This is a genomic window from Sphingobium ummariense RL-3 (assembly GCF_000447205.1).
GTDB classification, from domain to species: Bacteria; Pseudomonadota; Alphaproteobacteria; order Sphingomonadales; family Sphingomonadaceae; genus Sphingobium; species Sphingobium ummariense.
Genome location: NZ_AUWY01000108.1, coordinates 63,702 through 75,547 on the forward strand (window position 1 = coordinate 63,702; position 11,846 = coordinate 75,547).

Consider the following 11,846-nt stretch of genomic DNA (forward strand, 5'->3'; position numbering starts at 1 on the left):
ATGAAGCTGGTTTCTCAATTCACGTCGTTTCTCAAAGACACGGTCAACCTCAATCAGACTCGCATCGACCTGCTTGAATCCAACGTGGAAGCGATCAGGAACTTCATCCGCCAATGTGAATGGTCTCCCCGTGTCCGTGGATTTGAAGAGCAGGGTTCGTGGGCGCACGACACCATTATCAAGCCGGTTGATGGCGGCGAGTTCGATGCCGACCTGCTGGTCGTCGTCGATCCCGTCGATGGCTGGAGCGCGAAGGACTATGTCGCAAAGCTGGGAAAGGCATTCGCTGACAGCTCCGTTTATGGCTCCAAGGCCAAAACCTGGGATTATTGCGTCACCATTACCTATCCCGGCGAGCGCAAGGTGGATATTGCTCCGCTGGTTCGATCGCGGAAATATGACGGAAGCTTGGAAGTCTGCAATCGTGCTGCCGACCGCTTCGATGCGAGCGAACCGGTCGAATTCACAGCTTGGCTGCGTGAGCGCAACGCGCTGTCGGGATCAAACAGCTTCCGCAAAGTGACGCGGTTGATGAAGTATCTCCGGGACATCAAGACCACGTTCACGTGCCCCTCGGTTTTGCTCACGACGCTGTTGGGCATGCAGATCTACTGGTATGATAAGGGGCTCTGTTGCAAAGATTGGCGGCAGTCAGAGGTAGGCTGTCGCTCTGCGCCGATCAGGCGGCTGCTGCGAAATGGTGGTTGAGCATGCCCATGGCCTCCGTCAGCGCCGAGGGCCCAATGCCAAAAGCTCTCTCCACAAGGCGCACCTCGCCCCTGATGCCGGGCTGCAGGCACCAGGGGCGAGCCTGTCCTTTGCGCAGGGCTCGCATGACTTCGAATCCCTTGATCGTGGCATAGGCCGTGGGGATCGATTTGAAACCGCGCACCGGCTTGATCAGTATCTTGAGCTTTCCGTGATCGGCCTCGATCACGTTATTGAGATACTTCACCTGCCGGTGGGCCGTCTCCCGGTCCAGCTTTCCTTCGCGCTTCAATTCGGTGATCGCTGCACCATAGCTCGGCGCTTTGTCGGTATTGAGCGTGGCAGGCTTTTCCCAGTGCTTCAGGCCTCGCAGGGCCTTGCCCAGGAACCGCTTCGCTGCCTTGGCGCTGCGGGTCGGCGACAGGTAGAAATCGATCGTGTCGCCCCGCTTGTCGACTGCCCGGTACAGGTAGGTCCACTTGCCCCGCACCTTGACGTAGGTTTCATCCAGGCGCCAGCTCGGATCAAAGCCACGCCGCCAGAACCAGCGCAGCCGCTTCTCCATCTCCGGGGCGTAGCACTGGACCCAGCGATAGATCGTCGTATGGTCGACCGAAATGCCGCGTTCCGCCAGCATTTCCTCAAGGTCGCGATAGCTGATCGGATAGCGACAATACCAGCGCACCGCCCACAGGATCACATCACCCTGGAAATGGCGCCACTTGAAATCCGTCATCGTTCCGTCCGTCCAATCTCCGCCAAGCATGCTCAAGCTTCACGATTTTTGCAACAGAGCCCAGCCGAGTGATCAACGCCAATGCGGCGGTCGCCGGGATCATCGACACCGATCCGATCGGCAAGCGGTTCGAGGATGCCTTCCCGCTCGATTTCCCGATCGGCAGCGCGATCATGCACCCCGACGATCTCGTGGCCTTGGCCAATGACGGCCATGCCGTGAAGGGGCTGGAGGCCTCGGCGAACTTCACTGATCCGCCCAAGGATTTGCTGGTCAGCGTCGCGCCGCTGCGCCTCGCGGGCGAACAGATCGGCGGGTGCGTCATCACGCTCATCGACCTGACCGAGCGCAAGGCGATCGAAAAACGCCAGGCCCTGTTGATGCGGGAGCTGGATCATCGCGTGAAGAACACCCTTGCGATGGTGCTCTCCATCAGCGGCCGGACGATTGCGGGTTCCGCCGACCTGGCCGATTTCCGCACCCGTTTCACCAGCCGCATCCAGGCCCTCGCCGCAACGCACGACCTGCTGGTCGATGCCTCCTGGGGCGGCCTCAACCTGCCGACCGTCATCCAGACCGAGCTGGCGCCCTATGTATCGAGCACGGGGCCGCGCCTGCTGCTCCGGAACATGGATCGGTCGGTATCGCCCGACGTGGGGATCGCCTTCGGACTGGTGGTCCATGAGCTCGCCACCAACGCGGTCAAATATGGCGCCCTGTCGCGGGAGAGCGGGATCGTGACGGTCGAGGGCAGTCTGAGAGACGACAGGCTGTTCGAAGTGGTCTGGTCCGAATCCGGCGGTCCGCCCGTCGCCGAACCGTCGCATCGCGGTTTCGGGCAGACGCTCATCGCCCGCAGTCTCAAGCGCGGCGGCAACACTGGCGCCAGCATCACCTTCGCGCCCGATGGCGTGGTCTGCCGCATGATCCTGCCGATCGAAGGCTGAAGCCTTCCCCCGTCGCGGAGAGGCGGGGCGGGCCCGCCCCTCCGGACAGCGCGGATCACGATCAATAGGCGGCCGACAGCGTCAGGAACCACTGGCGCGGCGCGATCGGATAGGCCGACCAGCTGTTCGTGGCAGAACCGATCGACAGCGTCGATACGCCCTTCTTGTCGGTCAGGTTGGTCACGTTCAGCGCAAGCTCGACCTTCTGCAGCGGCAGGACATTGTCTGGAACCCGCGCGGCGATGCGCAGCGAGGTCAGGAAGTAGGAGGAGACGCTGGCGTCATTGGTGAAGGTGGCGAAGCGGCGGCCGACATAGTCACCGGTCGCCTGCACCTCCACCGGACCCAGGTTCAGCGTCGCCACCGTCTTGTTCATCCACTTGGGCGTGCCGGGCAGCTGCTTGCCGCAGGTCGGCACGACGCCGCCGGTGACCAGATAGCCGCCGATGCAGCTGTCGGTCGCGGCGCCGATGCCCAGCGCGGTCGACGTATAGTCGTTCTGATATTTGGACAGGTTGTAGGAGATCGCGTTGTAGAGCGAGAAGAGGGTGCCGAACCGCAGCGTGGCGGCGGCATCGACGCCGTCGGTCTTCACGTCGCCGACATTGACCAAGGTGGACGTACCGCCCGTGATGCCGCTGCCGGCGATGCCGCCCGGATTGGTGGGGATGGCCAGAAGCCGGTTGCTGAAGTCGACATGATAATAGTTCACCTGCGCCTGCAGCGTCACGCCGTTGCCGAAGCTGCGGTTGGTGCGAAGGCCGGCTTCATAGGTCCAGCTGGTTTCGGGCTTGCCCTCGTCGGCAAAGGCATCGAACGCCGCCTGGCTGCCGGTGAACCATGGCCCGCCGCCGCCGGCCAGATAGGCCTGATACTGCCGCAGGTTCTTCTGGACGTTGAAATAGAGCTGTTCGTGGCCGTTGAAGTCATAGGTCGCGCCGATCGCCGGCAGGAACCAGTTCTTCGTGTTGATCTTGCCCTCCGGCAGGGCGGTCGTCCCGCCCAGCGATCCGAGCCGCGGCTGCACCGGGAAGCGTCCATCCGCCCATTGCGCGCTGGTCTTGAAGCCGCCCTGGACGAGCAGCCGGTCCGTCAGCCGCCAGGTGTCCTGGATATGCAGCTGCAGCTGGTTGATCCGCGCCTCGCCCTGATATTGGGTGAACAGCGGCTCCATCACTTCGCGGGGACGCACATAGGGCGTGCTGAGCGACGGATCGGACAGGGGAACCGCGTACCAGCGGCGCCACTGGGTGGTGCTGTTATGTTCGAACCAGCCGCCAAGCTCGACCTTGTGATCGCCCAGATCCAGGCTGACCGCCGAAATCACGCCCTCGCGATCGATGCGATATTCGGTGGTGCGGGTGATCATGCCCGATCCTCCGGTCGCGGCGACCAGCGCCGCGCCCGCCGCAGCCGCCTGGGCGTCGGTCAGCGCCGTGCAGGCGGAGGGACGGATGCCGTTCGCGTTGCTGCCGAACCGGCAGTTGGCGGGCAGGCTGGCGTAATTGGGGTCGAGATAGGGCTGCGCCGTCGTGATGGACTGGCCGAGTGGGCCGGCAACCACGCCGACGCCGTCATTATGGTGATAATAGCCGGTGGTGGACCAGGTGATCCGGTCGGACAGGCGCGCGTCATAGCGGGCATAGGCGAGATAGTCGGTGCGCTGCGCATCCGAATAATAGTTGCGATAGTTGTTGCCCTCCGCGGCGGGGGAATTGCCCAGCGCCGTCAGATAGCTGGTCCGGTACGCGTCGAAGCCGGGATAGAAGAAGGGCTTGGTATAGGGGGTGTAGAGCTGGACCGGGGTGGCGGTGCCGCCCGCGGAGGGCTTGAAGAAGACCGTCGCATCCTCGTTGGGCTGCGTCATGTCGTTATAGTCGAAATACAGGGTCAGCTTGCCCGCCGCGTCGTCATGCACGAACTTCGCGTTCGCCTGCCAGCCCTTCTGGATGCCGTTGAAGTCCCACGCCCGCGCCCGCTGGCGCGCGCCGGAGATATAGGCCGAATTGCCGCCGCCAATGTCCCCGCTATCGATGCGCAGATAGGTGCGCGACGTGTCGTAGCTGCCCACGGTCTGGGCGGCGCGCACGCCGAATTGCTGCGTCGGGTCGGACGAGAAGGTCTCGATCGTGCCGCCGAGGTTGCTGTTGGAAGGGGTCGCCAGGTCGCCGGCGCCGGTCGCCACGACGATCCGGCCGACATTTTCGGAAATGACCGCGCGCTGCGGGGACAGGCCGTTATAATTGCCGTAGCTCTGGTCGCCCAGCGGAATGCCGTCCATCGTGTAGCCGAGCTGGTTGCCGGCGAAGCCATGGACGAAGATCTGCGCGTTCTGCTCGTTGTTCCCCCAGGGATCGGCCGTGATATAAAGGACGCCGGGCAGCGTCTGGATCGCCTTCAGCGGCGCGACGCCGGGCAGGATCTTCTGGATCTCCCCGCCGGAGATGGCGGTGGCGGACCGGGTGGTCTTGGCGCCGGTGACGATGATCGATCCGCTGTCGACGACCGCCTCGGCCGCCGCCGCCTCGCCCGCCGCAGCGTCTTCGCGCGCCATCGCGGGTACCGCCGAACACAGCGCAAGCGCGGTGCCGGCCAGCATTGCCCAGCGGACGGTCTTCGCCGTCGATCCAATTCCCATCATTCTGCCGTGTTCCCCAAACCTTATGAGCGCGGGATGCGCGCGGCGGGCTGGTTAGCGGTACGGCATGGCGGTTTGATTCGATTTGGATGACATAATGATGTCATTCGCGTGAAGCGCGCTGCCATAAATCGGGTCGGGGGAAGGCGCTCAGGGCGCGCATGACAGCGATCGATTAACGCCCGTCGCGCTGGCATTGCCTGCTCGCCTACGCGCAGGCTTCGTGGGAACGAACGAGCAGTAGATTCAGGCGGACGGCTTGTCCTGATAGAGCGCCGGGTACATGGCCTTCAGCGCTGCCACCTTCGGTACGTCCCAGCGCAGGATATAGGGATGGCGCGGGTTCTTGCGCATGAAATCCTGGTGATCGGGCGCGGTGTCCTGGAATCCCGTGAAGCGCTCGACCTTCGTCACGATGGGCTCGCGCCACAGGCCGCTCTTTCCCAGTTGGGCGAGATAGGCGTCGGCCGCCTTCGCCTGCTCCGCGTTGAGCGGGAAGAGCGCGCTGCGATATTGGGTGCCGCGGTCAGGCCCCTGGTAATTGAGCGTCGTCGGATCGGCGACCACCGAGAAGAAGACGCGCAGCAGCGTGCCGTAGCTCACCACCTTGGGATCATAGGTGACCCGCACGGACTCGGCAAAGCCGGTGTCGCCCTCGCTGACCCGCTCATAGTCCACCTGGCGCCCGCGCGGACCGCCGGCGAAGCCGGACACGGCGAGATGCACGCCCTTCACATGGGAGAAGACTCCCTCCACGCCCCAGTAACAGCCGCCGGCGAACACCGCCGTCTCGAGCTTGCGGGTGGGCGCGGCGTCGACGGCCGGGGCGGGGGCCTGCACCACGCGTTCCGCGCGCGCAGGCGAGGCGACGGCCAGCGCCGCCAGGAAAGTTAGGAGGATGCCGTCAGAGCGCCGCACGGTCGACGACAGCGGGAGCGGCAGGCGCCGAAGCCTGCGCCGCATAGGCCGAAGTGGTAAGGGCTGCTTCGTCGCCCGCATGCAGAGCGAACACACCGACAGCACCCAGGGCGAAACCGCCCAGGAAGCGCAGGAACAGCTCGGACTTCAGGAATGCCAGCATGGCTTTCCGCCTTTCTACCATATTCGGCCCTCGTGACGGGGCAGTTAGTCAATGCGGGCTTGCCCCTGCATGAATGGTTCCGCTGCGCGCAGGCCCATTCGACGAACGCCCGCGAAGGAGCGATCAATGACAAGGAAAACCCGTTTCGGTTCGCAACGGGATATAGCCCGCGCGACGCTGTTGGCAAGACGGTGCGGAAGGAAAAGAACCGTTTCCGTTTGCCGCCCTTTTCCCGCGCGGGGCCTATTTCAGCGCAGCGCAGGCTTCCTGGATGCGGGTGCAGGCCTTCTTCAGCACTTCGTCGGACGTCGCATAGCTGATGCGGAAGGCCGGCGACAGGCCGAAGGCGGCGCCATGGACCGCCGCGACACGCGCCTCGTCCAGGAAATAGCCGATCAGCGCCTCGTCGCTGTCGATCACCGCGCCCTTGGGCGTCGTCTTGCCGATCAGGCCGCTCGCGTCCGGATAGACATAGAAGGCGCCCTCGGGCGTCGGGCAATCCAGCCCCGGCGCATCGTTCAGCATCGCGACCACCATGTCGCGGCGCTTGCGGAAGGCGGCGTTGCGCTCCTCCAGGAAATCCTGGTCGCCGGTCAGCGCGGCCATGGCCGCCGCCTGGCTGATCGAGCAGGGGTTGCTGGTCGACTGCGACTGCAGCTTGCCCATAGCCTTGATGATCCATTCCGGTCCGCCGGCAAAGCCGATGCGCCAGCCGGTCATGGAAAAGGCCTTGGAGCAGCCGTTCACCGTCAGCGTGCGATCATAGAGATCCGGGCACACCTGCGCGATCGTGGCGAAGGGCGTGGGCGCGTACCAGACATGCTCGTACATGTCGTCGGTCATGACCAGGACATGCGGGTGGCGGCGCAGCACCTCGCCCAGCGCCTTCAGCTCCTCGGCCGAATAGGCCGCGCCGCTGGGGTTGGACGGCGAATTCAGCATCACCCATTTGGTGCGCGGCGTGATCGCGGCGTCCAGCTGCGCGGGGGTGATCTTGTAGCGCTGCGACGCGGGCGCCTCGATGAACACCGGCGTGCCGCCGGCGAAGTTCACGATGTCGGGATAGCTCACCCAATAGGGCGCCGGGATGATCACCTCGTCGCCCGCATCGACCGTCGCCACCAGCGCGTTGAACAGCGTGTGCTTGCCGCCCGAATTCACGCTGATCTGGCTGCGCTTGTACTCCAGCCCGTTGTCGCGCTTGAACTTGAACGCCACCGCGTCCTTCAGCCCGGCGGTGCCGTCGACATCGGTATAGCGGGTCAGGTTGTTGCGGATCGCGGCGATGCCGGCTTCCTTGACGAAGTCGGGCGTGTCGAAGTCCGGCTCGCCCGCCGACAGGCCGATGACGTCCACGCCCTCGGCCTTCAGCGCGTTCACGCGCGCGCTCATCGCCAGCGTGGCGGAAGGCTGGATACGCCCCAGGGCTGCGGAAGTCTGGCTCATGGCAACAATCTTTCTGAAGAATCCCCTCGCCCGCAACGGAAGCGGACGCGGCGTCCCTTAGTGCGCAACGGACGGAGGGGCAACCGTCCGTTGGCGAAGAACTGGCACTGTTCGTTCGGGATGGCGGCCGGTCCCAGCGTGCTCCGCAGCAAAATCGGACGTGCTCCTGCGAAAGCAGAAGCCCAGGGTCAGGTCACGCTCGCCCACTCCGGGCTCCTGCTTCCGCAGGAGCCCGATGCATGACAGGATAAGGTGGAGGACCGGTCCTACGCGGCGACCGCCACGTCCTGGATGCCCAGTTCGTCGATCGCGAACCGGCGGATATGGGCGCCCATGTCGGCCCGCTCCAGCGCCAGCGCCAGATTGGCCTCGATATAACCGGCCTTGGACCCGCAATCGAACCGGCGCCCGTCGAAGGTGACGCCGTGGAAGGGTTGCGTGCCGATCATGGAGGCCATGGCGTCGGTCAGCTGGATCTCGCCGCCCGCACCCTTTTCCTGCGTCTCCAGGATCTTCATCACCTCGGGCTGCAGGATGTAGCGGCCCGGCAGGATCAGGTTGGACGGCGCAGTGCCCAGCTTCGGCTTCTCGACCAGTCCCTTCACCTCGGTCAGCGCGCCGTCGCGTGCGCCCGGGTCGATCACGCCATAGCTCGGCGTGTCCTCCATCGGCACCTCCAGCGCGCAGACCAGATTGCCGCCGACCTTCTCATAGGCGTCGACCATCTGCTTCAGGCAGCCGCGGCCCGGCGCGCCCTTCATGAACTCGTCGGGCAGCAGGATGGCGAAGGGTTCGTCGCCCACGATGTCGCGCGCGCACCAGATGGCGTGGCCCAGGCCCAGCGGCTCCTGCTGGCGCAGGAACACCGCATTGCCCGGCATCAGCCGCGTGCCCTCCAGCGCGCCCAGGTCCTTGCCGCGCTCGCGCTGGGTGGCCTCGGTCTCATAGGCGATGTCGAAATAGTCCTCGATCGCGCCCTTGCCGCGGCCGGTGACGAAGATCATCTGCTCGATCCCCGCCTCCCGCGCCTCGTCGACGGCATATTGGATCAGCGGCCGGTCGACCACGGGCAGCAGTTCCTTGGGCACCGCCTTGGTGGCGGGCAGGAAGCGCGTGCCGAGACCGGCAACGGGGAAGACGGCTTTGCGTATCGGCTTATGGGACATGGGACTCCATTCTCGCTGAAGCGCGACCAGTGTTTAATCGCTGGGAAAGGTCATGGCGGTCAAGCGGAACGATGCCGCGCCGCACAATTACTGTCAGAGGGCAAGCAGGCGCTGCGCGATCAGTTCCAGCGCGCCGATTTCGGCGTCCAGCTGTTCCAGCGACACATGCTGCTGGTTGTTGCGCCCGTCGCGCACGGTGAAGCCGCCGGGCGCCGGCTCCTGGAACCCGCCGATGATCAGCGCGCGAAACCGGTCGATCCGCTGCATGTCGCGTTCCAGCGTGGCGATCTCGGTCAAGCCGCTGGCGTTGCGACGGTCGCGCATCGCCACCATCGTGCGCAGTTCCGTCATCAGCTTGGCCATGGTGGGCCGGGTACGCGTGCCGATGGTGCGCACGTCGCCCATCGCCTCGCGCATCATCGCGATCTTGGCTTCCAGGCTCTGTTCCAGCATCGTCCAGGCGCATACCAGCCGTCCCACCGCGCACAGCAGCGCCGCATCTTCCGGCGCGTAATCAGAAACAGCCTTCACGTTGACTTCAGGAACCAACTCTACACCCTCGCCCGAACATCTCCTTGCCCCGGTACTGCCTGCGGACGGGAACGAAGACCAGAGCCGCCGCCGCGCTCGCACGCAGCGAGGGCACAGGCCAACGGCTAATGTGCGAAATCGTCGGTGAGCCGAATTGTTCCAGCCGGTTAGGCCGCAGGCGCAGCCGACTCCCGCTGGGCTATGCGAACAGGATCGAACGAGGGGAACGGAATGGAAAGGCGGCATTGCAAAACGAACGACGATAGCGTCGACTGCCGCGGGCTATCCGGCTTCCGATCCTCCGAGAAGATCGGCTGAGGCCGAAAAGCGGGAGACAGGGCGATGACGTTCGACGAAATGCGTGTGGATTTTATCGTGCGGCGCAGGGGATCGCTCGCGCTTCCGATCACCGGCCTGATCGTCTATTCGACGGCCGCGCTTCTGAGCCTCGCGATTGCAGCGCCGTTCCACAACCTAGTGCTTGCCCTGTGCTTCTGGGCGATCATGCCCCTTGGCCTCCTTGTCGGACGCCTGCGGGGCGAGGATATGAGTACGCCGCCCGAAAATCCGCTCCTGCGCCTGTCGGCCATGGCGCGGATCATGGCGCTCGCGACCTGGGCCATTCACATCCCTATCTGGATCCATGCGCCGGCGCTGTTTCCTCTCAGCGTCGGCATCGGCTTCGCGCTCCATTGGGTCGTGTTTTCCTGGACCATCGGCCATCCGCTGGGCCTCGTGCACCTGGCGATGCGGATCGTCTTCGTGCTGACCGCCTGGCATCTGTTTCCGGGCAACAGGATGGGCGCGGTCAGCATCGGCATCGCGCTCGCCTACGGCATCTCCCTGTTCCAGCTACGCAGGGTTGACTGGCAGGCTCGGCTTGGCCTGAAGGTCGATCCGCTCAGACCCTGAGCATATCCGCAAGACGACCGCGATCGGGGGCATCCGCCGATCGTCCGGAGCCGTTCATGCGCGCTAGAAGTCGATCGCCAGCCCCTTGCGCTCCCAGTCGCCGTAGCGGACCGGGCTCATCTCCTCCTCATGCGGCGTCGGATTGTCGATCGGGTCGGGCTGCGGCACCGGCGGGCTCTTGGACAGGTGGGCGGGCGGCTTCACATGCGCCGGGCGCTTGCCTTCATAGGTTCCCATGCCGATGCTTCCCTCGTTGCGGGGCGCGCGCGGCCACCCCATATTCAGCTTCACCGTGTTATCTGGGCGGCAAAGGAGCAATAGGCAAGTGAGTGGTTTCCGAACGGTCATGCTGCTGGCGGCGCTGACGGCGCTGTTCATGGCGCTGGGCTATACGCTGGGCGGCACCGGCGGCGCGCTGATCGCGCTGATCGTGGCGGCGGGGATGAACCTCTTCACCTTCTGGAACGCCGACCGCATCGTCCTGTCGATGCACCATGCGCGCGAGGTCGACGCGCAGAGCGCGCCCGACTTCTATGGCCTGGTGCGGGAGCTGGCCGGCAGGGCGGGGCTGCCGATGCCGCGCGTCTATCTGATCGACGAGCCGCACCCCAATGCTTTCGCCACCGGCCGCGATCCGCAGCATGCGGCGGTCGCGGCGACCACCGGCCTCCTTTCCATGCTGAGCCGCGAGGAGGTGGCAGGCGTGATGGCGCATGAGCTCGGCCATGTCCGCAACCGCGACACCCTCATCATGACGATGGTGGCGACGATCGCCGGCGCGATTTCGATGCTCGCCAATTTCGGCCTGTTCTTCCGCGGCGGCCATGAGGAAGGCAATGGCCATGGTAATCTGATCGCCGGGCTGCTCGCGGTGATCGTCGCGCCCTTCGCGGCGATGATCGTGCAGATGGCCATCAGCCGCACACGCGAATATGGCGCGGACGCGGCCGGCGCGGAAATCAGCGGCAACCCGCGCGCGCTGGCGTCGGCGCTCGCGAAGATCTCCGGCCAGGCCGGGCGGATCCCCAATCCGGTGGCGGAGCGCAACCCCGCCGCCGCCCAGCTCTACATCGTCCCGGTCCATGTGAGCGAACTGTTCTCCACCCATCCCGCGACCGAAAAGCGCATCGCCGCGCTGGAGGACATGGCCGCGGAGATGGGCGGGCCTGCCATCGCCGCGCCGCCTCGCGCCTCGGCGCTGTCCCCAGCTCCGCAACCCCGCCGCCGCGCCAGCGCGCTCGACCCGCATCGGCGCTGATGCCGATCGACGACGCTGTCGGGGAGGCGGTCGGATTCATCGTCCGTCAGGCGGGCGGCCTCGTCGTCGACCTGACCGTCGAGCATGTGTTTTCCCGCCACACCGCGCGATTCTTCCATGGCGTCGGACGCAGGGTGATCGCCGCCGCGACCCTCGGCCGCAAACGGATTCCATCTTCCTTGCGCACGATTCCCGTCGGCACGCACCCCCGACCCCGCCCGGCCGACTGGTGGGCACTCTGGGTGGGTATCGGCAGCTGGATAGCTTTGTTCCTGATCCTTGGCCTCGCGGTCACGCCCTTCCTGTGAGGGTTCGGGGATGACCGCGCGAGCCAAAGCGCGTAGGGGGCCCTGATGCCCCGCCCCTCCCCCCGGTCCGAAGACATACCCGGCCTGCCCGCCCGCCGCGCGGCGCTGCGCCTGC

13 protein-coding genes are annotated in these 11,846 nt (G+C 65.4%); 5 read left to right on the forward strand and 8 right to left on the reverse strand.

Going from position 1 to position 11,846, the window contains the following annotated elements; all coding sequences use genetic code 11:
- Positions 1–708: an SMODS domain-containing nucleotidyltransferase gene (locus M529_RS50070; protein ID WP_021318867.1), complete on the forward strand. Its 708-nt coding sequence runs from the start codon at positions 1–3 to the stop codon at positions 706–708.
- On the opposite strand, the gene M529_RS40190 is transcribed toward M529_RS50070, so the two are convergent.
- The gene (locus tag M529_RS40190) at positions 680–1,444 is read right to left on the reverse strand and encodes an IS6-like element IS6100 family transposase (protein ID WP_001389365.1); all 765 of its coding nucleotides are present in this window, start codon (positions 1,442–1,444) and stop codon (positions 680–682) included. The genes M529_RS50070 and M529_RS40190 overlap by 29 nt on opposite strands.
- A gap of 44 nt (positions 1,445–1,488) precedes the next feature.
- Between M529_RS40190 and M529_RS40195 the strand changes: the two genes are divergently transcribed.
- A complete protein-coding gene (locus M529_RS40195) occupies positions 1,489–2,391 on the forward strand; it encodes a sensor histidine kinase (protein WP_456242876.1) in 903 nt (300 codons plus the stop codon).
- 61 nt (positions 2,392–2,452) lie between these two features.
- On the opposite strand, the gene M529_RS40200 is transcribed toward M529_RS40195, so the two are convergent.
- The 6 genes from M529_RS40200 to M529_RS40220 all read right to left on the reverse strand — a co-directional run bounded on the left by M529_RS40200 (position 2,453) and on the right by M529_RS40220 (position 9,253).
- On the reverse strand, positions 2,453–5,032 hold the full coding sequence (locus M529_RS40200; protein ID WP_031295152.1) for a TonB-dependent receptor: 2,580 nt from the start codon (positions 5,030–5,032) through the stop codon (positions 2,453–2,455).
- 243 nt (positions 5,033–5,275) lie between these two features.
- Positions 5,276–5,947 (reverse strand): peptide-methionine (S)-S-oxide reductase MsrA, encoded by a 672-nt coding sequence (msrA, locus tag M529_RS40205; RefSeq protein ID WP_021318870.1) that lies wholly within the window; start codon positions 5,945–5,947, stop codon positions 5,276–5,278.
- The gene (locus M529_RS50010; protein WP_021318871.1) at positions 5,934–6,110 is read right to left on the reverse strand and encodes a hypothetical protein; all 177 of its coding nucleotides are present in this window, start codon (positions 6,108–6,110) and stop codon (positions 5,934–5,936) included. Before M529_RS50010 ends, msrA begins: the two co-directional genes overlap by 14 nt.
- A gap of 243 nt (positions 6,111–6,353) precedes the next feature.
- Complete coding sequence (locus M529_RS40210; protein WP_021318872.1) at positions 6,354–7,556, reverse strand: pyridoxal phosphate-dependent aminotransferase; 1,203 nt, start codon at positions 7,554–7,556, stop codon at positions 6,354–6,356.
- 266 nt (positions 7,557–7,822) lie between these two features.
- On the reverse strand, positions 7,823–8,722 hold the full coding sequence (locus M529_RS40215) for a UTP--glucose-1-phosphate uridylyltransferase (protein ID WP_021318873.1): 900 nt from the start codon (positions 8,720–8,722) through the stop codon (positions 7,823–7,825).
- Positions 8,723–8,815: 93 nt separating this feature from the next.
- Positions 8,816–9,253: a hypothetical protein gene (locus M529_RS40220; protein WP_040601023.1), complete on the reverse strand. Its 438-nt coding sequence runs from the start codon at positions 9,251–9,253 to the stop codon at positions 8,816–8,818.
- A 342-nt stretch (positions 9,254–9,595) separates the two neighbouring features.
- Between M529_RS40220 and M529_RS40225 the strand changes: the two genes are divergently transcribed.
- Positions 9,596–10,165: a DUF7010 family protein gene (locus M529_RS40225; RefSeq protein WP_021318875.1), complete on the forward strand. Its 570-nt coding sequence runs from the start codon at positions 9,596–9,598 to the stop codon at positions 10,163–10,165.
- A gap of 63 nt (positions 10,166–10,228) precedes the next feature.
- On the opposite strand, the gene M529_RS40230 is transcribed toward M529_RS40225, so the two are convergent.
- The gene (locus M529_RS40230) at positions 10,229–10,402 is read right to left on the reverse strand and encodes a DUF1674 domain-containing protein (RefSeq protein WP_084491219.1); all 174 of its coding nucleotides are present in this window, start codon (positions 10,400–10,402) and stop codon (positions 10,229–10,231) included.
- A gap of 88 nt (positions 10,403–10,490) precedes the next feature.
- Between M529_RS40230 and htpX the strand changes: the two genes are divergently transcribed.
- Together htpX and M529_RS40240 are read left to right on the forward strand one after the other, a co-directional pair.
- Positions 10,491–11,423, forward strand: coding sequence for a zinc metalloprotease HtpX (gene htpX, locus M529_RS40235; protein WP_031295154.1), 933 nt, complete (start codon positions 10,491–10,493; stop codon positions 11,421–11,423).
- On the forward strand, positions 11,423–11,731 hold the full coding sequence (locus M529_RS40240) for a hypothetical protein (protein WP_021318878.1): 309 nt from the start codon (positions 11,423–11,425) through the stop codon (positions 11,729–11,731). Before htpX ends, M529_RS40240 begins: the two co-directional genes overlap by 1 nt.
- The last annotated feature ends 115 nt before the right edge of the window (positions 11,732–11,846 follow it).